The following is a 21,775-nucleotide window of genomic DNA, read 5'->3' as shown; positions in this document are numbered from 1 at the left end:
AGGCACACTTTCCATTGCTGACGAGCCGCCTGTGTCCTCCCACTTCACGATGTTACTGGCAGTATTTGACCGCGCCGCCCTGATGTTGATCTGCCTGTTCTTCCTGACGCGCACCCGCCCGTTTCGTCAGCTGCTTCAAAAAGATGAACACACGCGCGCAGAGAAAATGGCGGTAACCGCCATCTTTTCCCTGTTTGCGCTGTTCAGTACCTGGTCTGGGGTCAATGTCGACGGTTCGCTGCTGAATGTGCGTGTCATTGCCGTGATGGCGGGTGGCATTCTGTTTGGTCCCTGGGTCGGCATCGCCACCGGTATTATTGCGGGGCTGCACCGTTTTCTGATCGATATTCACGGCGTGACCTCCGTGCCCTGTCTGATTACCAGCATCATTGCCGGTATCGTCGCGGGCGGCATTAATCGCCGGGTGCTGAAAGAGCATCGCTGGCGCGCCGGTATTGTCGGCGGCATGCTGTGTGAAGCCCTGACGATGTTGCTGATCGTCCTGTGGGCGCGGCCAACCTCACTCGGGCTGGCGATTGTGTCAGAAATTGCCCTGCCGATGATCCTCGGTGCCTCCAGTATCGGTATCATTGTGTTGCTGGTGCAGAGCGTTGAGGGAGAGAAAGAGGCGATTGCCGCCCGTCAGGCCAAGCTGGCGCTGGAGATCGCCAACAAAACCCTGCCGCTGTTTCGTCAGGTGAACAGCGACTCACTTCGCAATATCTGTGACATTATCCGGCGGGAGATCAAAGCCGATGCGGTGGCGATGACCGACAAGAAACAGATTCTGGCTTACGTCGGCTATGGCGAAAATAACTATCAGCATGGGGATGATGGCATCAGTCCCACCACCGCGCAGTCGATCGCCAGCGGTAAAATTATCATTAAGAACAACGATGAAGCGCACCGCACCAAAGATATCCATTCGATGATCGTCATCCCGCTGTGGGAAAAAGGCAAAGTCACCGGCACGCTGAAAATCTACTATCGCCGCGCGCACCGTATTACCGGCTCGCTGAAGGAGATGGCCATAGGCCTGTCGCAAATCATCTCTACACAGCTTGAAGTGTCACGTGCCGAGCAGCTGCGAGAGATGGCCAATAAAGCGGAACTGCGGGCGCTGCAAAGTAAAATAAATCCCCATTTCCTGTTCAATGCCCTGAATGCCATCTCCTCTTCTATCCGGCTTAATCCCGATACTGCCCGCCAGCTGGTGATTAACCTGTCACGCTACCTGCGCTACAACCTGGAGCTGAACGATGATGAGTTGATCGATATCCGTAAGGAGCTGTGGCAGGTCAAAGATTACATCGCCATTGAGCAGGCGCGGTTTGGCGATAAGCTGACGATGATCTATGACGTAGACGAAGATCTGCATTTTCTGCTGCCAAGTCTGCTGATCCAGCCGCTGGTGGAGAATGCGATTGTGCATGGCATCCAGCCCTGTAAAGGCAAAGGCGTGGTAACGCTGAGCGTTCGGGATCGGGGCGATAAGGTGCAGATCTCGGTGCGGGACACCGGCCAGGGCATCAGTGACGAAGTCATGGCAAGAGTGGCGCGCAATGAGATGCCCGGTAATAAAATCGGCCTGCTCAATGTGCATCATCGGGTAAAACTCCTGTCAGGTCAGGGACTGAACATCGTGCGACACCAGCCGGGCACCGAGATTTCCTTTACGCTGAGTAAGAATGGCCAGCGGCTGGCGGAGAATCTGTTATGAAAGCCATTATTGTGGAAGATGAATTCCTGGCGCAGCAGGAGTTGAGCTGGATGATTCAGCATCACAGCAAAATCGAGATTGAAGCCTGCTTTGATGATGGCCTCGACGTGCTGAAGTATCTGCAACAGCATCGGGTTGATGTGATTTTTCTCGACATCAATATTCCTTCGCTGGATGGCATGCTGCTGGCACAGAATATCCATCAGTTTGCGCACAAGCCGCTGATTGTCTTTATCACCGCATGGAAAGAGCATGCGGTGGAGGCGTTTGAGCTGGAGGCGTTTGACTACATTCTCAAGCCTTATCAGGAGTCGCGGATTGTCACCATGCTGAACAAGCTGGAAGCCACTGCACAGGCGCAGCAGGCGGTCAGCCATCTCAGCGCCACGCCAGCACCGCAGACGGTCAACCTGATCAAAGATGAGCGTATTATCGTCACGGACGTGAACGACATATACTATGTAGAAGCCCATGAAAAGCTGACGTTTGTGTACACGCGGCGTGAGTCTTACGTGATGTCGATGAATATTACCGAATTCTGTTCACGTCTGCCGGAACAACAGTTCTTCCGCTGCCACCGCTCTTACTGCGTCAGCCTCAGCAAGATTCGTGAAATCGAGCCGTGGTTTAACAACACTTATCTGTTGAAGCTGCGCGATCTGGAGTTTCAGGTACCGGTGAGCCGCAGCAAGGTGAAGCAGTTTCGGCAGCTGATGCGCCTGTAGCAAAGGAGAGAGGGGAATGTCTCAGGAGAGCGAGTACTGAAACTGAGAGTGATTTCCCGATCCTGTCCTGCTGAAGCAGTCAGGTCGGGAAAATCGATCGCGCGCAAAGTGGCCGTGCGCGCGAGGTGAAACTGAATCAGATAATGCGACCCAGCGTCTGGCGCAGATGCGCGCCCGCGCCCAGCAGGCCAGGCTGATCGTGCGTGATCATATAGACCGGGATACTGGCAACATAGTCGCGGAAGCGGCCTTTATCTTCGAAAGCAGCACGGAAACCTGACGCCTTAAAGAACTCCAGGAAACGTGGCACGATGCCACCCGCAATGTAGACGCCACCAAAGGTGCCGAGGTTCAATGCCAGATTGCCGCCGAAACGGCCCATAATGACGCAGAACATCGACAGCGCCCGACGGCAGTCGATGCAGCTGTCATCCAGCGCACGCTGGCTGACATCTTTAGGCTTCAGGTTTTCCGGCACACGATTATCAACTTTAACAATCGCACGATAGAGGTTGACCAGACCGGCACCGGACAGGATACGTTCTGCTGAAACATGGCCCAGCTCTTCACGCAGCACTTCCAGAATTTGATCTTCTTCTTCGCTGTTGGCGGCGAAATCGACATGACCGCCCTCGCCAGGCAGGCTGACCCAGCGTTTGTCCACGTGCACCAGATGGCTGACGCCTAATCCGGTACCGGCACCATAAATCGCAATAGGCTTGTCTTTAACCGGGGCTGTGCCGCCAAACTGAATTACGTTGTCGGCGGTCAGCATCGGAATCGCCATGGATACCGCAGTGAAGTCGTTAATGATTTCCAGGTGTTCAAAACCGATGTTCTCTTTGAGCTTGCGCGTAGAAAACGCCCAGTCATGGTTGGTCATTTCAACCCAGTCATCGGTAATCGGGCAGGCGATAGCGATACAGCCATCTTTAACATCCTGCTGTTGTTCATCAAGATAGTGGCGGATGACGGCTTCGAGGCTGTCGTATTCTGATGTTGAGAATGTTTTGGCCTGGGTGATGCTGCCGCTTTCCACCTCACACAGGGCGAGGCGTGCGTTAGTACCGCCGACATCGCCGACCAAGGCATAGGTTGTCATTCTTCTGTTGCTCCGCTTGGGGTCTTAAGAGTTGGAGGACACTATAAATTTCTGCCCATAAAACAACAACGCTCACCGGTGCGATTGGTGAGCGTCTTACTCAGGTGTGCTACAGCCTAACCGCGATAGTCCACCCTGCACAGCGGCAACTATCTGAATCTTAGCCGCCGTTGCGTTGATTCAGGCAGGCGGTGACTTTTCGTAACAGTGGCGGCAAATCCTCTTTCTGCATGACCACCTCAACCAGCGACAGCCTTTGAGGCGCGGAAAGTCGCGCCATCACCTCGTCTAACTGTACGGTTTCACTGATGCGCCAGCTCTGCGCCTGGCCCTGCAGACTCAGTGCGTGCGGTAAGGCCGTCCAGTTCCACGGGGCAATATCATTATAACGCTGTGTTGCGCCATGAATGGCCCGTTCGACGGTATAGCCTTCATTATTCAGCAAAAAGAGTATCAGTCGCTGCTCATCACGCAGCATGGAACCCAGTTCCTGAATCGTCAGCTGCGCCGAACCGTCTCCGATAATCAGGATAACCCGGCGATCGGGGTCAGCGGTTTGCGCGCCAAACGCTGCAGGAAGAGTATAGCCGATTGATCCCCATAATGGCTGAACCACCAGCTGCGCCTGCGAGGGCAGTCGTAACGCGGCGGCACCAAAAGCGGCTGTCCCCTGCTCTGCCAGAATCAGGTCGCCGGGTTGCAGAAATTTCTGCATCGCCTGCCAGAAAGCCTGCTGACTGATCACGGCTGCCGGTTCATCCGGTTGCACGGCAGACGGTGCTATGGCGGGCTGCCACTGCTGGCCGTAGTGTTCAAACAGCGGTTGCAGTTCGCTAAGCGCATCCGCCATCGACAACGGCGCAAAATGTTCCTCGCCCATGCTGGCGCTGAAGGGTTGCAGATCGATCAGTCGCTCAGGCGCAAACTGCTGCGTGAAGCCTGCAGTAATGGTGTCGGTGAAACGCACCCCGACGCAGATCGCCACATCCACCTGCTCAATTTGCCCGCACACCTGACCTGCGCTGGCTTCACCGGCATAGGTTCCGACGTAACCTGGCTGCTGCTCATCCAGTACACCTTTGCCCATCAGCAGGCTGGCGCAGGGAATTGCGCTCTTTTCACGCAGCGCGGCCAGCGCAGACTGCTGCTGCCAGCGCAGTGCCAGAAAATCGGCCAGCAGTGAAACGCGCTCTGCTGGTGCCAGCAACCGCTCCGCCGCGTCGCGGAAAGCACGACGCGCCTCGGGCGAAGAGGATTGATGGGGGTTCAGGGGCTGAACAGGGGGCTGCACCTCTATAGCCGCCACGTCGACGGCCAGCGACAGATAGCCGGGACGACGGGCCTTTAACGCGTGCTCTATCACCCTGTCAATTTCAGCAGTGGCATTATCGGCAGTAAGTTGTGCCGTTGCGGCACTGACTTCGGCGGCCATGCGTATGAAATGCCGGAAATCGCCATCGCCCAGCGAATGGTGGACACAGTCACCCTGTAACTGTGCTGAAGTCGCTGGTGCGCCAACGATATGGATCACCGGCAGATACTCTGCATAACTGCCTGCAATGCCGTTAATCGCGCTGAGTTCGCCAACACCAAAGGTGGTTAATAGCGCCCCAGCACCGTTGCTGCGTGCATAGCCGTCCGCCGCATAGGCGGCATTAAGCTCGTTGGCACAGCCTACCCAACGGATGTCCGGATGGTCGATGACCCGATCAAGAAACTGCAGGTTATAGTCGCCCGGTACGCCAAACAGATGCTTTATACCTATCTCCTGCAGACGGGTCAGCAGGTAATCTCCAATAGTGAATGTGGACATTGCACAATCCTTTCAGGGAAGAGTTGGGTTAAGTATCTGACAGCCGATGAAATTAGCGAGGAGGGCCACGATTTTCGCCAGCCGCATTGGCTGGAAAGGCGGCGTTACGCTGGCGGATTATTCTGTAAAAATGCGAACTGCTGCGCGCTGTCACTGAGTGTAACCGTATACACTGATAGACTTTTGGCACATATGCCCGTTTTTACTCAGGAGCGCTGAATGTCCTCTTTCCCCCATCCCGATCGCTATCAACAGATGCAATACCGTCGCAGCGGCCGCAGCGGCATTAAACTGCCCGCCATTTCGCTGGGGCTGTGGCATAACTTTGGTGACAGTACCCGGGTCGATAACAGCCGTGAGCTGCTGCGTCATGCGTTTGACCTCGGCATCACCCACTTCGACTTAGCCAATAACTACGGTCCGCCGCCGGGCTCAGCCGAAGAGAACTTCGGGCGTATTCTGCGGGAAGATTTTCGTGCCCATCGTGATGAGCTGATCATCTCCACTAAAGCGGGCTATACCATGTGGCAGGGACCTTATGGGGATTGGGGTTCGCGTAAATATCTGGTCGCCAGTCTGGATCAGAGCCTGAAGCGAATGGGGCTGGACTATGTGGATATTTTCTATCATCACCGTCCCGATCCGGAAACCCCGCTGGAAGAGACAATGCGCGCGCTGGATCATGTCGTGCGCCAGGGCAAAGCGCTTTACGCTGCCCTCTCTAACTATCCGGCCGATCTCGCCGCCGAAGCGATAGCTATCCTGCGCGATCTCGGCACCCCTTGTCTGATCCACCAGCCGCGCTATTCGATGTTTGAACGAACGCCTGAACAGGGATTGATTCAGACGCTGGGCGATGCGGGCGTCGGCTGTATCGCCTTCTCGCCGCTGGCAGGCGGCGTGCTCACCGATCGCTACCTGCAGGGCATCCCGGAAGATTCGCGTGCGGCCAGCGGCAGCAAGTTCCTGAGTGAAAGTCAGTTGACGGATGAGAAGATGGAGAAGGTCCGCAGGCTGAATGTGATTGCGCAGCAGCGCGAGCAGAAGCTGGCGCAGATGGCGCTGGCGTGGGTATTGCGCGACGATCGTGTCACCTCGGTGCTGATTGGTGCCAGTAAAACGGCTCAGATTGATGACGCGGTGGCAATGCTCGCCCGACGTCAGTTCAGCGACACGGAGTTAGCGGCGATTGACGCGGCCCTGCTGTAATTTTTCCCCGCCCGGCGCAGGCCGGGTGTTTTCTCACCAGAATAGTCTCAATCCCCTTTCTCTCCCCAATTTCCTCACAATCTTCCGACACAATGATGCGGTAACGACAGCATTACGCAGGCATAATCACTGCGCCGCAACAGCATCAGACTGTTGATGAGGAGAATATAATGAAAAGAGCACTTATTTTTGCTGCCCTGCTGGCGGTGTTGTCGCCGCTGGCAAATCACACAGCTGAGGCCTCCAGTGCCTCTATTACTCTGGCCCCCGGCGTTACGCTGAATCTGGGCGATCGCGACAATCGTGGTTATTACTGGGATGGCGGTCGCTGGCGTGAACCACGCTGGTGGAATGATCGTTATTCCTATAAAGAACGCCGCTGGTGGCGACACGAAGAGTGGCGTCGTCAGCAGCAGTGGGAGCGTGAACGTCGCTGGCATGAGCGCGACCGTGAGCGCCGCTGGGATCATCAGCATCGCCGCGATCGTGATCGTGGCTGGGATCATCATGACCATCGCGGTCCAGACCATCACGGACACGATCGCCATTAATAAAAACGCCCGGCAGAACCGGGCGTTTTCTTATTTACCATAACCGCTACAGCCCCAGCGCTTCACCCACCAGCAGGTAAAGATTCAGCGTAATCACCAGCAGCACGATCAGTCGCCCGGTGTTCTGCATCAGACGCGAGTTAACCATATCATCGCCCATCAGCTCGCGGTTGCCGGTAAAGGAGAGCAGCGGAATCAACGCCAGCGCAATACCGAAACTCAGCAGCACCTGACTCATCACCAGCACCTTTGTTGGATCCCAGCCAGCCCAGATAACAATAAAGGAAGGCAGCATGGTTACCGTACGCCGCACCCAGAGCGGAATATGGAAACGGATAAAGCCCTGCATCACCACCTGTCCCGCCAGCGTTCCGACCACCGTTGAGGAAAGTCCGGCAGCCACCAGGCTCAGCCCAAATACTGTTGCCGCCGCCTGACCTAACAACGGTTGCAGCGTGAGATAGGCCTGGTCAAGCTCAGCGATTTTGCTGTGGCCGCTGAAGTGGAAGGCCGCTGCCGCGGTCGCCATCATCGCCAGGTTAACAAATCCGGCGATGGTCATGGCAATCGCCACATCCAGTTTAGTTGAGGAGTACCGCTGACCTTTGCTGTCCTTACTTTTGCCCTGCGTCAGCGCGGAGTGCAGATAAATCACGTGCGGCATAATGGTCGCACCCAGCACACCCGCCGCCAGGAATACAGCATCCGACGTGGGTAACGCGGGCAGCGCCATGCCGATCACCAGCTCTTTGACACTGGGCTGAGAGAAGAAGAGTTCGACGATATAGGCCGCCGCCACAAACAGCAGCAGTCCGCCAATCACCCGCTCCAGCGGTTTCTGACCGCGGCTCTGTAACATCAATATCAGGAACGTGGCGATGCCGGTCAGTACCGCGCCCTGCATCAGTGAGATGCCGAGCAGCAGTTTGAAGCCCAGCGCCGCGCCGATAAATTCCGCCAGGTCGGTGGCCATCGCAATAATTTCCGCCTGCACCCAGTAAAACCAGACGGCGGGACGAGGAAAGCGATCGCGGATATGCTCGGCGAGATTTTTGCCGGTGGCGATCCCCAGCTTGGCAGACATCAGCTGGATAAGCATGGCCATGATATTGGCCCACACCACCACCCACAGCAATTTGTAGCCGTAAGCAGCGCCCGCCTGGATGTTGGTCGCAAAGTTGCCCGGATCGATATAGCCGATAGCGGCGATAAAGGCGGGGCCCAGCAGTGCGAGTTTGACTTTTCTGACTCCGCGAGCGGCGCGCTCGGCGGTACGACTTTCAAACATATCCGGTACCCTGTCTGAACATTTGCCTGCCCCGGCAGCTTAGGGGTTGGCATGTGCAAGTAAAATTCGTTTATTGTTATCGGTGTAATAGATGCTGCTATAAAGTATAGCCATTGCTATACATTACAGTAAAGGAGGTGATTGCTAAAAATGTGAGCAATAGTGTCACTCTACGCCCCGTGTAAAATATAGACAATAATTATGTGGTTATCTGAAGTGAATGATTTGTAAAGAGGACGTGATCTCTGGAACTTTTCTGGAAAATATAGCGATAGCGAATACTTATATTGTGGTTCAGATCTCGTTTTTAAGTAACGCGTTACATAGAATACGCAACAAAATACAACCCTCCTCAAATTTGGAGCAACCATGTCCCATATTTTGCAATTTCTTTTAGCACTGGTGGTGGTCGGGATACTCTCCTTGCTGGTCAGTCACGATCGTAAAAGCATTCGCATTCGCTACATTATACAGCTACTGGTGATTGAAATTGTGCTCGCCTGGTTCTTCCTGAACTCAGAAGCGGGACTGGGTTTCGTCAAAGGCTTCGCGGGCTTCTTTGACCATCTGTTGAAGTATGCGGCTCAGGGAACCAATTTTGTCTTCGGCAACATGAGCGATAAAGGCCTCGCCTTCTTCTTCCTTAACGTACTGTGCCCAATCGTCTTTATCTCTGCACTGATCGGTATTCTGCAGCATTTCCGTATCCTGCCGTGGGTTATCCGCGGTATCGGTACCGTGCTGTCGAAAGTCAATGGCATGGGAAAACTGGAATCATTCAACGCCGTGAGTTCTCTGATACTGGGACAGTCAGAAAACTTCATCGCCTATAAAGATATTCTGGGCAAGATGTCACAGCGCCGCATGTACACCATGGCTGCGACCGCAATGTCGACGGTATCGATGTCCATCGTCGGAGCCTACATGACGATGCTGCAGCCAAAATATGTGGTCGCTGCACTGGTGCTCAACATGTTCAGTACCTTTATCGTGCTGTCGCTGATCAACCCTTACCGTGTTGAGAACGAAGAAGACCTGCAGCTGCAGGATCTGCATAAAGGTCAGAGCTTCTTTGAGATGCTGGGCGAATATATCCTGGCCGGTTTCCGCGTCGCGATTATCGTTGCGGCCATGCTGATTGGCTTTATCGCGCTGATTTCAGGTCTGAATGCGCTGTTTGATCTGATTTTTGGTATCAGCTTCCAGGGCGTTCTCGGCTTTGTCTTCTATCCGTTTGCCTGGATGATGGGTGTGCCTTCTGGCGAAGCGCTGCAGGTCGGCAGCATTATGGCGACCAAGCTGGTGTCGAATGAGTTTGTAGCCATGATGGATCTGCAGAAAATCGCGGGTCAGCTGTCGCCAAATTCAGAAGGTATTCTGTCCGTGTTCCTGGTGTCGTTCGCCAACTTCTCTTCAATCGGCATCGTGGCCGGCGCGATTAAAGGTCTGAACGAAGAGCAGGGTAACGTGGTTTCGCGCTTTGGCCTGAAGCTGCTGTACGGTTCTACGCTGGTCAGCGTGCTCTCCGCCGCTATCGCCGGTCTGGTTCTGGCGTTCTGATAAGTTTCTAAGCAATAAAGGGCGAGTGTCTCTCGCCCTCTTCTTTCTGCGCCATTCCTGCTCTGCTCCCCGCTGGTTCGCCCACAGGCGTCACTTCTCACGTCGCACAACAAAGTCACATCTGCTGTTAAACCATGCGCGAGAGACAGCACCGCGTCCCGGAAGGTCATGCCCGTTGAAACGCCTGAGCGTATGCAGCAGCGTGGCGTGAATAGTAAAGCAATAAGGTTTTTATCCGCACGAGAAGGCGAATGAAAGAGATAGCAGAAAGGATGTTGACAACGACGTGTCAGAAAATGGTGGAGATAAGCGGGATCGAACCGCTGACCTCTTGCATGCCATGCAAGCGCTCTCCCAGCTGAGCTATACCCCCACATCTGGACTCGTTTTTCAGTGCCAAACTTTTGGGAAGAAGTTTGGTGGAGCTAAGCGGGATCGAACCGCTGACCTCCTGCATGCCATGCAGGCGCTCTCCCAGCTGAGCTATAGCCCCGAACCGAAAAACTGTCGCGTTAAGCGACGGACGGCATAATATGAAACCGCCTCCAGGGTGTCAACGGCAAAATGACATTCTCTGTTTGATCGCTGAAAAAGGCGGCAACCTGCGAAGTTTCAGCAGCATGCTGCAGGTGAAAATCGTGTCTGGTCAGGCAGGACCGTTTTTTAACTGTTATTCAGTCTGCCGTGAGGTTAATTCCCGGTTAAATATGTTATAGGAATTTTCTTGTCTTCGTCTTTTTCGCGTGCAAAACTTAGCCCGCTAATTTAGTGGTCACCGGGACCCTCTCCCGCACACCACGCGTCCACCAGGCGTTATCGTCCCATTAATCATAAAAAACTATTGAGATACTATGTCGCTGCATACACCTAAAGAAATCGCACAACTGGCGATCCAGTCAGGCGTGGCCAAAAGCCGTGCGCCTGTCAGCATCCTCCTGATTCTCGGCTTTATGGCGGGCGCATTTATTGCGACCGGCTTCCTGCTGGATCTTCACGTGATTAACACCCTGCCGGCTGAGTGGGGCTCATTTGGTGGCCTGTTAGGCGCGGCTGTCTTCCCGGTGGGTATCATCATGACCGTGCTGGCGGGTGGTGAGCTGCTGACCGGCAATATGATGACCCTGCCGGTAGCCTGGTTTGCCCGCCGTATCAGCTTTATGAGCGTGGCGCGAAACTGGTTCTGGGTGACCCTGGCGAACTTCCTCGGCAGCGTGGCGGTCGCCTGGTTCTTTGGTCACATGCTGGGTATGACCGAGGGCGATTACCTGAAAAAGACCGTTGCGATTGCCTCTGCAAAAGTCCATGCCGATTTCCTGCACGCCTTTATTTCCGGCATTGGCTGTAACTGGCTGGTGTGTCTGGCGGTGTGGCTGGCGTTTGCCAGTAAAGATGTGGTCGGCAAGATCTTCGGCATGTGGTTCCCGGTTATGGCGTTTGTTGCCATTGGCTTCCAGCACGTTGTCGCCAACATGTTTATCATTCCGGCCGCCATTTTTGCCGGTCAGATGAGCTGGGCAGAGTATCTCCCTAACTTTGTTGCCGTCTTCCTGGGCAATGCTGTGGGCGGTGCCGTCTTCGTTGGCCTGGCTTACTTCCTTGCCTTCCGCCCTGCCGCAGAACCTGCCAGCAACCCGCAGTAATCCTGTTTTGCCTTTTGTCAAAAGACAAAAGGCAATTTCAGCTTCAGTTACTTTCCCCCGTTACGTTTTGCTGTAATATGTACCGCTAATGTATTTAACAGGGACAGCATCGTGAAAAAGGAATGGCTTACTCCCGAAGAGCTGGCTGCAGAAACGGGTTACAGTCGGCAAACGGTGAACAAATGGATCAAGCGAGAGAACTGGACAACCACGCCAAAGCCCGGTGTACAAGGCGGTAAGGCACGTCTGATTCATATTGATGAACGCGTAAAAAGTTTTATTCAGTCAACACGCAATCTCAACGAGCCCCCAGCGACCTATGGTGCAGTGGCTAATTCTTTACCTGCGTTATTGATAAGTTCCATCCAGCAAATGAGTCAGGATGAACAGGATCAGTTCACCGCATTAATCTTACGTGAAGGGATTAAGGGCGTTATGCAGCGTCTGGGAATTGGTGAAGAGTAAAGAAACCGGAAGCGTGATGCTTCCGGCTGTGTTTATTAAGCCTGTGCTTCACGCTCACTGATAAAGGCCAGAGCCTGCTCAATACGTGCCACACTGCGGCTGCGGCCAATCGCTGCAACAGTGACGTCCAGACCCGGTGACTGACCGGCGCCGGTTACCGCCACACGCAGCGGCATGCCGACTTTACCCATCCCCACGTCCAGCTCATCTGCGGTGCTCTGAATCGCCTGATGGACGTTTTCAGCGTTCCATTCAGTGATTGCGGCCAGCTTATCGCGCACGACTTCCAGCGGCTGACGCGCCACCGGACGAAGATGTTTCTTCGCGGCATCGGCATCAAACTCTGCAAAGTCTTCATAGAAGTAGCGACAGGACGCCGCCATCTCCTTCAGCGTTTTGCAGCGCTCGCCCAGCAGGCTAACCAGTTTCGCCAGTTCCGGCCCGGTACGGGTATCAATTTTCTGCTCTTCAATATGCCACTGCAGATGCGTCGCCACATATTCTGGCGGCAGCGTATTGATGTAGTGATGGTTCAGCCACTGCAGTTTCTCTGTGTTGAACGCACTGGCAGACTTACTGACGGCGTCCAGAGTAAACAGCTCAGTCATTTCAGGCACGCTGAAAATTTCCTGATCGCCATGCGACCAGCCCAGACGAACCAGATAGTTGAGCAGCGCTTCCGGCAGGTAGCCATCATCCCGATACTGCATCACCCCTACTGCGCCATGACGCTTGGAGAGCTTTTTGCCATCGTCGCCCAGGATCATTGAGACGTGGGCATAGACCGGAACCTGCGCGCCAATCGCTTTAAGGATATTGATCTGACGTGGTGTGTTGTTGATGTGGTCTTCACCGCGAATAACATGCGTGATGCCCATATCCCAGTCATCTACCACGACGCAGAAGTTATAGGTGGGGGAACCATCGGTGCGGCGGATAATCAGATCATCGAGTTCCTGGTTGCTGAACTCGATCGGGCCGCGAATCTGGTCGTCAAAGATGACCGAACCGTCCTGTGGATTGCGGAAACGTACCACGCACGGCTCATCATCGGCATGATGTTCATGGCTGTCACGGCAGCGGCCGTCGTAACGCGGCTTTTCGTTGTTGGCCATCTGCTCTTCACGCAGGGCTTCCAGACGCTCTTTAGAACAGTAGCATTTGTATGCCGTGCCCGCTTCCAGCATTTCATCAATGACCGCGTTGTAGCGATCAAAACGCTTAGTCTGGTAGTAAGGGCCTTCATTCCAGTCCAGGCTGAGCCAGTTCATGCCATCCATGATGGCTTCGATAGCTTCCGGCGTGGAGCGCTCCAGATCGGTATCTTCAATGCGCAGCACGAACTCGCCCTGGTTATGACGCGCAAAGAGCCAGGAATAAAGTGCGGTACGGGCGCCACCAACATGCAGGTAGCCGGTCGGGCTGGGCGCGAAGCGTGTTTTGATTTTCATTGAGTATTGCCTTAGATGCGCGGGTTCTCTGTCTGGATGACAAAAAACAGGTTAGACGCGAAAAAACAGTGGGCACATTCTAGCATCTGACGGTGAATCCTCAATGCGTGGCCGCAGGTTGCCTTCCGGGAAAAGGGGCTTTTCTGCCAGTAAAACCAGCACATTGACTAAAAGCGCGACAGGATGTTTAAAAATAAACCGAACGCACATTTATGTTTTAAAAAGCGTTGACTCAAAATCAACTATCCCTATAATGCGACTCCACACAGCGGGGGTGATTAGCTCAGTTGGTAGAGCATCTCCCTTACAAGGAGGGGGTCGGCGGTTCGAACCCGTCATCACCCACCACTCTTAACAGGGTGCCCGCAGTGAACAGGTATGAAGATATGGGTGATTAGCTCAGTTGGTAGAGCATCTCCCTTACAAGGAGGGGGTCGGCGGTTCGAACCCGTCATCACCCACCATATCTTGCCTGTTAGCAGTATCGAAGTACGAAGTGGGTGATTAGCTCAGTTGGTAGAGCATCTCCCTTACAAGGAGGGGGTCGGCGGTTCGAACCCGTCATCACCCACCACTTCGGGTCGTTAGCTCAGTTGGTAGAGCAGTTGACTTTTAATCAATTGGTCGCAGGTTCGAATCCTGCACGACCCACCAATTCAGAATAAAGCGCCTTTAAGGCGCTTTTTTCGTTTCCGGGGCACGGACTTTACCGTGCAGGATGAGAACCTGCTGCAGGTTCGACTGAATCGCTATGCGATTCAGGCTGATGCGACAGCATCACCCGGAGGGCGAGGCCCGGATGGGCCGAGGCTATCCTGCAGAACCCACCAATTCAGAATAAAGCGCCTTTAAGGCGCTTTTTTCGTTTCCGGAGCACGGACTTCACCGTGCAGGATGAGAACCTGCTGCAGGTTCGACTGAATCGCTATGCGATTCAGGCTGATGCGACAGCATCACCCGGAGGGCGAGGCCTGGATGGGCCGAGGCTATCCTGCACGACCCACCAATTCAGAATAAAGCGCCTTTCAGGCGCTTTATTCGTTTCTGCTGCACTGACTTAAGCATGACTTAAATCTGAGCTGCCCTTTTCTGCGACTTCAGTCTTTAAAAAAGCGTGCTGGCTCAGGGAGCACAGGCCTTTCGCAAAGACGCAAAAACGCCATCCATGGCAGGCTCAGCGCGGGCGATTACGCACCTCATCCCTGAGGTGCGCCCGCAGACGGGCCAACGCTTTGCGTTGTTCAAAAACGCTCCCGGCGTTTTGTCCCTGTCCCGCGATGCTTTGCTACAGGCCTGCGCTCCCCTCGCTTTAAACTTATCTGCTGTCTGTTAGCCCTTTCTGCTGCCTGTTTTTTTCTGCTGCACTGACATTGGCGTAACCGATAAGCTCTCACCTTTTCGCAACCTTAACAATTTCAGCTCTCAAGTCGTTTCGCAGCGTGCCGATAACGTATGTGACGACTTACAGGGAGAAAATGATGTCTTCAATTTCCGGAATTTTAAGCGGTGCGGTCAGTAATGGTGACAGCGGCAACGGCAGTGTGGCCTCGCAGGTCGCTGCGCTGAATAAACAGATTCAGGGTGTGTTAACGCAGGTTAAGGAGCTGGCTGACAATAAAGAGCTGACTGACGAACAGAAGTCTGAGATGCAGCAGATGTACCAGTCACAAATCACCATGCTGCAGGCACAGATTGCGCAGCTGGAACAGAAACAGGCTGAGCAGGATCAGCCAAAAAGTGACAGTGCGCCCGCCAGTGAGATCAAAGCGGACGGGATTAACCGCCCTACCGATACTAACAAAGTTGATGTTTATATTTAAAATGCCGGTTTAACCGCGCGTTGTTGCGCCAGCAGCGCCGCCTGCTGGCGCACTTCCTGCCATATGGCTTCTGCGGCAGGCGTCAGCGAACGGTTTTTCCGTTTGATTAGCGTCAGGCTACGATTGATTTCCGGATAGAGACGCCGCACCGTGAGTGCGCGATCCGCCGGTAAGGGTAACGCCAGCGCGGGCAGAATACTGATGCCGATTCCCACCTGTACCATCGGGAACAGCGTGGCGGGATGACCAATCTCCTGCACGACTTCAGCCCTGATATTCTGCTGCTGCATTGCCGCATCAATCAAAACCCGACTGCCGGACGCGTAATCCTGCAATACCATGGTGCGGGCATCCAGCATCGCCCATTCAGCCCTTTCCACCTTCGCCAGCGGATCATCCTCGCGACATAACAGCAGGAAAGGCTCATCCAGAATCGCAATGCTATCGAAATCGCTGTCGCTGAGTGGCCCAATCACGATTCCGAAATCGACTTCGGCGTTACGCACACTTTGCAGCACCCATTGCTGGGCGCGATCGTGCAGGATGACTTTGATATCGGGGAAATGGTGCTGACTGGCGGCAAGACATTGCGGCATCAGGTGCGCGGAAATAGTCTGGCTGGCGGCGACTCTGACGGTGCCACTGCGCTGCTCGCCAAAACTGCGGATATCCAGCAATGTGGTATGAACCTCCTCCAGCAGGCGCTCCATGCGTGATGCCAGCTGTTTGCCCGCCTCCGTCAGCATCACCTCACGCGTGGTGCGATCCAGCAACCGCACGCCGGTTTCCGCCTCCAGCTCTTTAATACTGTGGCTCACCGCCGACTGACTCAGACCTATCGCCTGCCCTGCCTGACTGAAACCACCGTAGTGGGCCACCGCAATAAAGGTACGAAGCTGACGCAGGGTGTAATTCATCAATTTCGCTCATAGATTAATTCAATAAATCAATTTTATTTCTAAAACTACTTGTCGCACAATCGCGCTATTGAAAAATTTACCGGATTTTAACAATGGGCTTTTTAAAACTCGATCCGATGATGGTTAAACTCATCATCACCGTGCTGCTGGCCTCCTTCCTGCCAGCGAAAGGAATCTACGTCGATATCTTCAGCTACCTTGCGACGGCAGCGATAGCGCTGTTGTTCTTTATGCACGGTGCCAAACTTTCGCGTGAAAAGATCATCGCAGGCAGCAGTCACTGGCAACTGCATCTGTGGATTATGTTCAGCACCTTCGTGCTGTTTCCGGCGCTGGGTCTGCTGCTGGTGTGGTGGCATCCGGTTGATGTCGGTCCGGAAATTTATACCGGCTTTATCTACCTTTGTATCCTGCCGGCTACCGTCCAGTCTGCCATCGCATTTACCTCAATGGCGGGCGGTAACGTCGCAGCAGCGGTATGTAGCGCCTCGGCGTCGAGCCTGCTGGGTGTGTTTATTTCGCCGTTGCTGGTGAACCTGGTGATGGATATTCACAGCAGCGCCCCGAGTGATGGTCTGGAGCAGATCGGCAAGATTATGTTGCAACTGATGGTGCCTTTCATTCTGGGTCACCTCTCCCGTCGCTGGATTGGTGGCTGGATTGAGAAACACCGCAGCCTGATTGGTAAAACTGACCAGACTTCGATTCTGCTGGTAGTCTATTCCGCCTTCAGTGAAGCCGTGGTGAACGGCATCTGGCATCGCGTTGGCCTGATTACGCTGCTGTGGATTGTGGCGGGGTCCATCATCCTGCTGACTGCCGTGCTGATTATCAACCTGCTGGCCTCGCGCCTGTTCCGCTTTAAACGCGCCGATGAGATTGTGGTGCTGTTTTGTGGTTCGAAGAAGAGTCTGGCGAATGGCGTGCCGATGGCGAACATTTTGTTCCCGGCCAGTACCGTGGGAATTATTGTGCTGCCGCTGATGATTTTCCATCAGGTACAGCTGATGGTCTGCTCGTTTATCGCCGGACGCTACAAGAGGACCAATGAGAAACAGCAGGTTCTGAAGGTTAAGGATTCGGTGATGGAGTCACAGAAGTAAAACCATTGCCCGCCTGCGCGGGCACGATTACTTACGGGTCTGGAGCGGTTTAACTAATCCCTCCAGACCTTCTATTTTTATCGTCAGGGTCAGTTGCATCAAGTCCCCCAGCAACCCGGACGGGAAGTCGCCACTGCGGGCAAACCACAGCAGGTAAGGCTCAGGCAGATCGATCAGCATCCGCCCTTTATATTTGCCAAACGGCATAGGCGTATTGGCTATCGCCACCAGCTGATGTTCATCCATCTCAGGCACCCAGCAGACGGATCATTTCCGCTTCATCAATCACTTCAATGCCCAGCTCCTGTGCTTTCGCCAGCTTTGAACCGGCCGCTTCACCGGCAATCAGCAGATCGGTTTTCTTCGATACGCTGCCGCTGACTTTTGCACCCAGCGCGATAAGCTGCGCTTTGGCATCATCGCGGTTCATCTGCGACAGCGAACCGGTCAGCACCACGGTTTTACCGGCGAACGGACTGTCGATCTCTTCGGCTTTCACCACCACCACCTGCGGCCAGTGAATGCCAATCTCTTCGGTCAGCTGACGAATAACCTCACGGTTGCTCTCCTCTTCCATGAAGTTACGCACGTGTGCGGCAACGACTTTGCCGACATCCGGCACGGCAATCAGCGCCTCAAGGTCGGCATCCATCACTTTTTGCAGCTCACCAAAATGGTTAGCCAGATTGGCGGCGGTGGCTTCACCCACTTCGCGAATGCCCAGCGCATAGAGAAAACGAGCCAGCGTGGTCGACTTCGCTTTCTCCAGCGCATCGACAACGTTTTGCGCCGATTTCGGCCCCATGCGATCCAGTCCGGTCAGCTTGCCCGCCGTAAGACGGAACAGATCGGCGGGCGTATTGACGTACTCTTTCTCCACCAGCTGGTCGATAATCTTATCGCCCATACCGTCAACATCCAGCGCCCGACGCGAGACAAAATGCTTCAGTGCCTCTTTGCGTTGCGCACCGCAGATCAGACCGCCGGTGCAGCGCGAGACCGACTCCCCTTCGACCCGCTCCACCTCGGAACCACAGACCGGGCAATGGGCAGGAAAGACCACTTCACGCGTCTCTTCAGGGCGCTCAGCAATCACCACGTTGACCACCTGCGGGATTACATCACCGGCGCGGCGAATCACGACCCGATCTCCGATGCGTAATCCCAGCCGCTCGATTTCATCCGCATTATGCAGCGTGGCATTGCTGACGATAACGCCTGCGACTTGCACCGGCTCAAGGCGAGCCACCGGTGTGATCGCACCCGTGCGGCCAACCTGAAATTCGACGTCACGTACCCAGGTCAGCTGTTCCTGTGCCGGGAATTTAAAAGCAATCGCCCAGCGCGGCGCGCGCGCAACAAACCCCAACTGCTCCTGCAGAGCCTGTGAATCTACTTTGATTACGACACCATCAATATCAAAACCCAGGTTCGGACGCTGTTGCTCAATATCTCGATAGAAGGCCAGGGCCTCTTCGGCGTTATGCACCAGCTTAATGCGGTCGCTAACCGGCAGGCCCCAGGATTTGAACTGTTGCAGACGCCCCATGTGACTGTGCGGCATCTCCCCGCCTTCCAGCAGGCCAAAACCGTAGCAGAAGAAGGTCAGTGGACGTTTAGCGGTAATGCGCGGATCAAGCTGACGCAGAGAACCTGCTGCTGCGTTACGCGGGTTAGCAAAGACTTTGCCGTCAGTGCGTCGCGCTTCCTCATTCAGCTTTTCGAAGCCGCGCTGCGTCATAAATATTTCGCCGCGTACTTCCAGCCGGGCCGGAATGTTGTCGCCTTTTAGCCGTAGCGGGATAGCGCGAATGGTACGAACATTGGCGGTAATGTTCTCGCCGGTCGTGCCGTCACCGCGCGTCGCAGCCCGAACCAGCAGGCCATTTTCATACATCAGGCTGACTGCAGCGCCATCAAGCTTGAGTTCGCAGCAGTAAGTAATGTCGTCACTGCTTTTCAGCCGATCCTGCACCCGCTTGTTGAAGGCCATGAACGTGGCTTCATCAAAGGCGTTATCCAGCGACAGCATCGGCACCTCATGGCGGACCTGCTCGAATACCGTCAGCGGCGCAGCGCCCACACGTTGCGTTGGCGAGTCCGGGGTGATGAGATCGGGATGGTCCTCTTCCAGTTGACGCAGTTCGCGCATCAGACGATCGTATTCAGCATCCGGTACTTCCGGCGCATCCATGACGTGATAGAGATATTCGTGATGGCGCAACGTGGTGCGCAGTTCGGTGATGTGATCCTGGACGGATTTCATATAGCCCCATCAGATAAAAAACCCCCGACAGGCGGGGGTTTGTTTTAACAATTCAGATAGCGGTTAGCGCAGAGCTCAGACACCAACCACATCGCGAATACGCGCTTTGTAGGTTTCCAGCTTCTGCGGCGTCATCATACGACGCTCATCATCCAGCACGACACCGCCAACGTCGTCAGCGATACGCTGTGCCGACTGCAGCATCAGCTTGAAGTTCTGATTCGCATCACCATAAGAAGGCACCATCATAAAGATAGAGATGCCTGGCGTGCTGAAATCGGTCATCAGGTCAGGGTTGAACGAGCCCGGCTTAACCATGTTAGCCAGACTGAACAGAACCGGCCCGCTGCCTGCCGGACTCAGATGACGATGGAAAATGTTCATTTCACCAAACTGGAAGCCCGCCTGCAGGATACCCTGCAGTAATGCCTCACCGTTCAGCTCACCGCCCGAATGGGCTGCAACATGCAGTACCAGTACCGCTTCTTTCGGTTTTTCCGCTGGCGCTTTCGCTGCAGGCTGTGCAGGCGCGGGAGCCGGTGTCACTTCAGGCTGTGGCTCAGGTTCAGCCTGGTACTGCGGAGCGGGCTGGACAGATTCCAGCGGATCGAGATCCAGCAGCGGGTCAGCCTGGACTGGCGGCGCGACAAAAGTCGGCGCTGGCTGCTGACGAGCCGGTTCAGAGCGCGGCTGCGGAGCAGGCTGCGGTGCCGTGTTGAAAAGCGGATCGCTTTCTGGTTCAGGTTGCGGTGCGGGTCGTGGCGCAGGCTGACGCACAGGCTCAGCAGGCGCTTGCTTACGCGGCGCTTCTGGCTGTGGCTCACGAATCTCATCGAATCGCGGTTCCTGATGTGTGCTGCGATCAGAACGAACGCGAACCTCGCCGACGCCGTCGTCTTCGTCGTCAATCAGGTCCTGCTCATCATGTTCTTCACGTTGTTTCAGACGTTTGTGCGGGCGATCGCGGAACACTGACGAACGCTCTTTACGGCTGGTCCACAGCCCGTGAAGAAGGAGCGCTATAATGGCGATCGCGCCAACAACGATTAATATCAGACGCAAATCCTGCATCATTGTATTCTCTGTTGTTCCAATACCTTGCCACCGCGGCAAACTTTATCCTCTAACTGTATTTGCCCTGCTACACAAGTGCAAGTCTGTGCACTATTTTCTGACAAATAAGATAGGCAACCCACGCTTTTTCGCTGTTTTTTTACCCAAACGGCACCTGGACTGGAAAAAAAGCCAGGTTATAGTGGGCGCGCCTCAACACTTTCAGGAGAAATGGCTTTATGGCCCTTGAGAATTCGGTCTCAGATTTTAACGGCATGCACTACTTTAGCCAGGGCTGGAAACTGGTCCGTCTGCCTGGCATTCGCCGCTTTGTAGTGATGCCACTGCTGATTAACATGATCATGCTCGGTGGCGCATTCGTCTGGCTGTTTTATCGTCTCGGTGACTGGATCCCGCGCCTGATGGCCCATATTCCGGATTGGCTGCAGTGGCTGAGCTATCTGTTGTGGCCGCTGTCGGTGATTGCGATTGTGTTGGTGTTCAGCTACTTCTTCTCGACGCTGGCAAACCTGATTGCCGCCCCTTTCTGCGGTCTGCTGGCCGAGCAGCTCGAAGGACGCCTGACCGGTAAGCCTCTGCCCGACAGCGGCTGGGCAGGAATGCTTAAAGATGTGCCGCGCATCATGAAGCGCGAGATGCAAAAACTGGGCTATTACCTGCCCCGCGCGCTGGGACTGTTGCTGCTCTACTTTATTCCTGGCTTTGGTCAGACGGTTGCCCCGGTGCTGTGGTTCCTGTTCAGTGCCTGGATGTTATCCATCCAGTATTGCGACTATCCGTTTGACAACCACAAAGTGCCGTTTCAGCAAATGCGAAACGCCCTGCGTCGGCACAAAACAGCCAATATGCAGTTTGGCGCACTCACCAGCCTGTTCACGATGATTCCGATTCTGAACCTCGTGATTATGCCGGTTGCCGTTTGCGGTGCCACCGCCATGTGGGTCGATCGCTACCGACCGCAGCTGGCGCGCAGTGAGGTGCGTTAAACTTATCAGCGCGCCTTATGCTCTTTTTTGCAGGGCTTATTGCCGGGGGACATATAGATATACGATTTCTTTCCTTCCGCCC

Annotated in this window: 18 protein-coding genes, 6 tRNA genes and 2 other RNA genes; 16 read left to right on the top strand and 10 right to left on the bottom strand. The window is 54.7% G+C overall.

Going from position 1 to position 21,775, the window contains the following annotated elements:
• Nucleotides 1-49: 49 nt before the first annotated feature.
• Entirely contained in the window at nucleotides 50-1,720 is a 1,671-nt protein-coding gene (locus K6R05_RS05645; RefSeq protein WP_161735149.1) for a sensor histidine kinase, read from the top strand.
• On the top strand, nucleotides 1,717-2,445 hold the full coding sequence (locus tag K6R05_RS05640; RefSeq protein ID WP_003848909.1) for a LytR/AlgR family response regulator transcription factor: 729 nt from the start codon (nucleotides 1,717-1,719) through the stop codon (nucleotides 2,443-2,445). Before K6R05_RS05645 ends, K6R05_RS05640 begins: the two co-directional genes overlap by 4 nt.
• A gap of 136 nt (nucleotides 2,446-2,581) precedes the next feature.
• On the opposite strand, the gene glk is transcribed toward K6R05_RS05640, so the two are convergent.
• Both glk and ipdC read right to left on the bottom strand, forming a co-directional pair.
• Nucleotides 2,582-3,547 carry a glucokinase gene (gene glk / locus K6R05_RS05635; RefSeq protein ID WP_013358641.1) on the bottom strand — a complete coding sequence of 322 codons (966 nt, stop codon included), beginning with the start codon at nucleotides 3,545-3,547 and terminating at the stop codon, nucleotides 2,582-2,584.
• 160 nt (nucleotides 3,548-3,707) lie between these two features.
• Nucleotides 3,708-5,360 carry an indolepyruvate decarboxylase gene (gene ipdC / locus K6R05_RS05630; RefSeq protein WP_222925161.1) on the bottom strand — a complete coding sequence of 551 codons (1,653 nt, stop codon included), beginning with the start codon at nucleotides 5,358-5,360 and terminating at the stop codon, nucleotides 3,708-3,710.
• A 219-nt stretch (nucleotides 5,361-5,579) separates the two neighbouring features.
• Between ipdC and mgrA the strand changes: the two genes are divergently transcribed.
• Nucleotides 5,580-6,569, top strand: a complete 990-nt coding sequence (mgrA, locus tag K6R05_RS05625) for an L-glyceraldehyde 3-phosphate reductase (RefSeq protein ID WP_161735082.1) — start codon at nucleotides 5,580-5,582, stop codon at nucleotides 6,567-6,569.
• A 170-nt stretch (nucleotides 6,570-6,739) separates the two neighbouring features.
• Entirely contained in the window at nucleotides 6,740-7,120 is a 381-nt protein-coding gene (locus K6R05_RS05620) for a DUF2502 domain-containing protein (protein WP_222925160.1), read from the top strand.
• 46 nt (nucleotides 7,121-7,166) lie between these two features.
• On the opposite strand, the gene K6R05_RS05615 is transcribed toward K6R05_RS05620, so the two are convergent.
• Nucleotides 7,167-8,408, bottom strand: coding sequence for an Nramp family divalent metal transporter (locus tag K6R05_RS05615; RefSeq protein WP_222925159.1), 1,242 nt, complete (start codon nucleotides 8,406-8,408; stop codon nucleotides 7,167-7,169).
• Nucleotides 8,409-8,777: 369 nt separating this feature from the next.
• Here K6R05_RS05615 and K6R05_RS05610 point away from each other — a divergent pair, with 369 nt between their 5' ends.
• Nucleotides 8,778-9,968: a NupC/NupG family nucleoside CNT transporter gene (locus K6R05_RS05610; RefSeq protein WP_013358646.1), complete on the top strand. Its 1,191-nt coding sequence runs from the start codon at nucleotides 8,778-8,780 to the stop codon at nucleotides 9,966-9,968.
• 297 nt (nucleotides 9,969-10,265) lie between these two features.
• Here K6R05_RS05610 and K6R05_RS05605 read toward each other — a convergent pair.
• A tRNA-Ala gene (locus K6R05_RS05605) sits at nucleotides 10,266-10,341 on the bottom strand.
• A 44-nt stretch (nucleotides 10,342-10,385) separates the two neighbouring features.
• Nucleotides 10,386-10,461: transfer RNA gene (locus K6R05_RS05600), tRNA-Ala, on the bottom strand.
• Between the two features lie 358 nt (nucleotides 10,462-10,819).
• Here K6R05_RS05600 and K6R05_RS05595 point away from each other — a divergent pair.
• Both K6R05_RS05595 and K6R05_RS05590 read left to right on the top strand, forming a co-directional pair.
• The gene (locus K6R05_RS05595; protein WP_013358647.1) at nucleotides 10,820-11,608 is read left to right on the top strand and encodes a formate/nitrite transporter family protein; all 789 of its coding nucleotides are present in this window, start codon (nucleotides 10,820-10,822) and stop codon (nucleotides 11,606-11,608) included.
• A gap of 111 nt (nucleotides 11,609-11,719) precedes the next feature.
• Nucleotides 11,720-12,073: a YfeC-like transcriptional regulator gene (locus K6R05_RS05590; RefSeq protein WP_161735090.1), complete on the top strand. Its 354-nt coding sequence runs from the start codon at nucleotides 11,720-11,722 to the stop codon at nucleotides 12,071-12,073.
• Between the two features lie 35 nt (nucleotides 12,074-12,108).
• Here the strand turns inward: K6R05_RS05590 and gltX are convergent, their stop codons facing one another.
• Nucleotides 12,109-13,524 (bottom strand): glutamate--tRNA ligase, encoded by a 1,416-nt coding sequence (gene gltX / locus K6R05_RS05585; RefSeq protein WP_161735093.1) that lies wholly within the window; start codon nucleotides 13,522-13,524, stop codon nucleotides 12,109-12,111.
• A gap of 272 nt (nucleotides 13,525-13,796) precedes the next feature.
• Here gltX and K6R05_RS05580 point away from each other — a divergent pair.
• The 7 genes from K6R05_RS05580 (at nucleotide 13,797) to K6R05_RS05550 (ending at nucleotide 15,344) form a co-directional block, all read left to right on the top strand.
• Nucleotides 13,797-13,872: transfer RNA gene (locus K6R05_RS05580), tRNA-Val, on the top strand.
• 40 nt (nucleotides 13,873-13,912) lie between these two features.
• Nucleotides 13,913-13,988, top strand: a tRNA-Val gene (locus K6R05_RS05575).
• Nucleotides 13,989-14,022: 34 nt separating this feature from the next.
• Nucleotides 14,023-14,098: transfer RNA gene (locus K6R05_RS05570), tRNA-Val, on the top strand.
• Nucleotides 14,099-14,102: 4 nt separating this feature from the next.
• Nucleotides 14,103-14,178 (top strand) — tRNA-Lys (locus tag K6R05_RS05565).
• Between the two features lie 43 nt (nucleotides 14,179-14,221).
• Nucleotides 14,222-14,354, top strand: a non-coding RNA gene (locus K6R05_RS05560) — RtT sRNA.
• Between the two features lie 43 nt (nucleotides 14,355-14,397).
• Nucleotides 14,398-14,530: non-coding RNA, RtT sRNA (locus K6R05_RS05555), on the top strand.
• A gap of 472 nt (nucleotides 14,531-15,002) precedes the next feature.
• Nucleotides 15,003-15,344 carry a FlxA-like family protein gene (locus tag K6R05_RS05550; protein WP_222925460.1) on the top strand — a complete coding sequence of 114 codons (342 nt, stop codon included), beginning with the start codon at nucleotides 15,003-15,005 and terminating at the stop codon, nucleotides 15,342-15,344.
• Here K6R05_RS05550 and K6R05_RS05545 read toward each other — a convergent pair.
• Nucleotides 15,341-16,261, bottom strand: a complete 921-nt coding sequence (locus K6R05_RS05545; RefSeq protein WP_222925158.1) for a LysR family transcriptional regulator — start codon at nucleotides 16,259-16,261, stop codon at nucleotides 15,341-15,343. The genes K6R05_RS05550 and K6R05_RS05545 overlap by 4 nt on opposite strands.
• A gap of 95 nt (nucleotides 16,262-16,356) precedes the next feature.
• Between K6R05_RS05545 and K6R05_RS05540 the strand changes: the two genes are divergently transcribed.
• The gene (locus tag K6R05_RS05540) at nucleotides 16,357-17,367 is read left to right on the top strand and encodes a bile acid:sodium symporter family protein (RefSeq protein ID WP_222925157.1); all 1,011 of its coding nucleotides are present in this window, start codon (nucleotides 16,357-16,359) and stop codon (nucleotides 17,365-17,367) included.
• Between the two features lie 27 nt (nucleotides 17,368-17,394).
• On the opposite strand, the gene K6R05_RS05535 is transcribed toward K6R05_RS05540, so the two are convergent.
• The 3 genes from K6R05_RS05535 to zipA all read right to left on the bottom strand — a co-directional run bounded on the left by K6R05_RS05535 (nucleotide 17,395) and on the right by zipA (nucleotide 20,707).
• Entirely contained in the window at nucleotides 17,395-17,613 is a 219-nt protein-coding gene (locus K6R05_RS05535; protein ID WP_003848878.1) for a DUF3820 family protein, read from the bottom strand.
• 1 nt (nucleotide 17,614) lies between these two features.
• Nucleotides 17,615-19,633, bottom strand: coding sequence for an NAD-dependent DNA ligase LigA (gene ligA / locus K6R05_RS05530; protein ID WP_222925156.1), 2,019 nt, complete (start codon nucleotides 19,631-19,633; stop codon nucleotides 17,615-17,617).
• A gap of 75 nt (nucleotides 19,634-19,708) precedes the next feature.
• Entirely contained in the window at nucleotides 19,709-20,707 is a 999-nt protein-coding gene (gene zipA / locus K6R05_RS05525) for a cell division protein ZipA (RefSeq protein WP_222925155.1), read from the bottom strand.
• A gap of 218 nt (nucleotides 20,708-20,925) precedes the next feature.
• Here zipA and cysZ point away from each other — a divergent pair, with 218 nt between their 5' ends.
• Complete coding sequence (gene cysZ / locus K6R05_RS05520) at nucleotides 20,926-21,693, top strand: sulfate transporter CysZ (RefSeq protein WP_161735108.1); 768 nt, start codon at nucleotides 20,926-20,928, stop codon at nucleotides 21,691-21,693.
• Nucleotides 21,694-21,775: the final 82 nt, after the last annotated feature.

This window comes from Pantoea alfalfae (assembly GCF_019880205.1).
Classification (GTDB): Bacteria; Pseudomonadota; Gammaproteobacteria; order Enterobacterales; family Enterobacteriaceae; genus Pantoea; species Pantoea alfalfae.
Note: the sequence above shows the minus strand (reverse complement) of the source record. Positions and strands in the feature narration are given on the sequence as shown.

Coding starts and splice junctions, on each gene's coding strand:
- K6R05_RS05645 (WP_161735149.1), top strand. CDS start 50: ATGTTACTGGCAGTATTTGACCGCGCCGCCCTGATGTTGATCTGCCTG.
- K6R05_RS05640 (WP_003848909.1), top strand. CDS start 1,717: ATGAAAGCCATTATTGTGGAAGATGAATTCCTGGCGCAGCAGGAGTTG.
- glk (WP_013358641.1), bottom strand. CDS start 3,547: ATGACAACCTATGCCTTGGTCGGCGATGTCGGCGGTACTAACGCACGC.
- ipdC (WP_222925161.1), bottom strand. CDS start 5,360: ATGTCCACATTCACTATTGGAGATTACCTGCTGACCCGTCTGCAGGAG.
- mgrA (WP_161735082.1), top strand. CDS start 5,580: ATGTCCTCTTTCCCCCATCCCGATCGCTATCAACAGATGCAATACCGT.
- K6R05_RS05620 (WP_222925160.1), top strand. CDS start 6,740: ATGAAAAGAGCACTTATTTTTGCTGCCCTGCTGGCGGTGTTGTCGCCG.
- K6R05_RS05615 (WP_222925159.1), bottom strand. CDS start 8,408: ATGTTTGAAAGTCGTACCGCCGAGCGCGCCGCTCGCGGAGTCAGAAAA.
- K6R05_RS05610 (WP_013358646.1), top strand. CDS start 8,778: ATGTCCCATATTTTGCAATTTCTTTTAGCACTGGTGGTGGTCGGGATA.
- K6R05_RS05595 (WP_013358647.1), top strand. CDS start 10,820: ATGTCGCTGCATACACCTAAAGAAATCGCACAACTGGCGATCCAGTCA.
- gltX (WP_161735093.1), bottom strand. CDS start 13,524: ATGAAAATCAAAACACGCTTCGCGCCCAGCCCGACCGGCTACCTGCAT.
- K6R05_RS05550 (WP_222925460.1), top strand. CDS start 15,003: ATGTCTTCAATTTCCGGAATTTTAAGCGGTGCGGTCAGTAATGGTGAC.
- K6R05_RS05545 (WP_222925158.1), bottom strand. CDS start 16,261: ATGAATTACACCCTGCGTCAGCTTCGTACCTTTATTGCGGTGGCCCAC.
- K6R05_RS05540 (WP_222925157.1), top strand. CDS start 16,357: ATGGGCTTTTTAAAACTCGATCCGATGATGGTTAAACTCATCATCACC.
- K6R05_RS05535 (WP_003848878.1), bottom strand. CDS start 17,613: ATGGATGAACATCAGCTGGTGGCGATAGCCAATACGCCTATGCCGTTT.
- ligA (WP_222925156.1), bottom strand. CDS start 19,633: ATGAAATCCGTCCAGGATCACATCACCGAACTGCGCACCACGTTGCGC.
- zipA (WP_222925155.1), bottom strand. CDS start 20,707: ATGATGCAGGATTTGCGTCTGATATTAATCGTTGTTGGCGCGATCGCC.
- cysZ (WP_161735108.1), top strand. CDS start 20,926: ATGGCCCTTGAGAATTCGGTCTCAGATTTTAACGGCATGCACTACTTT.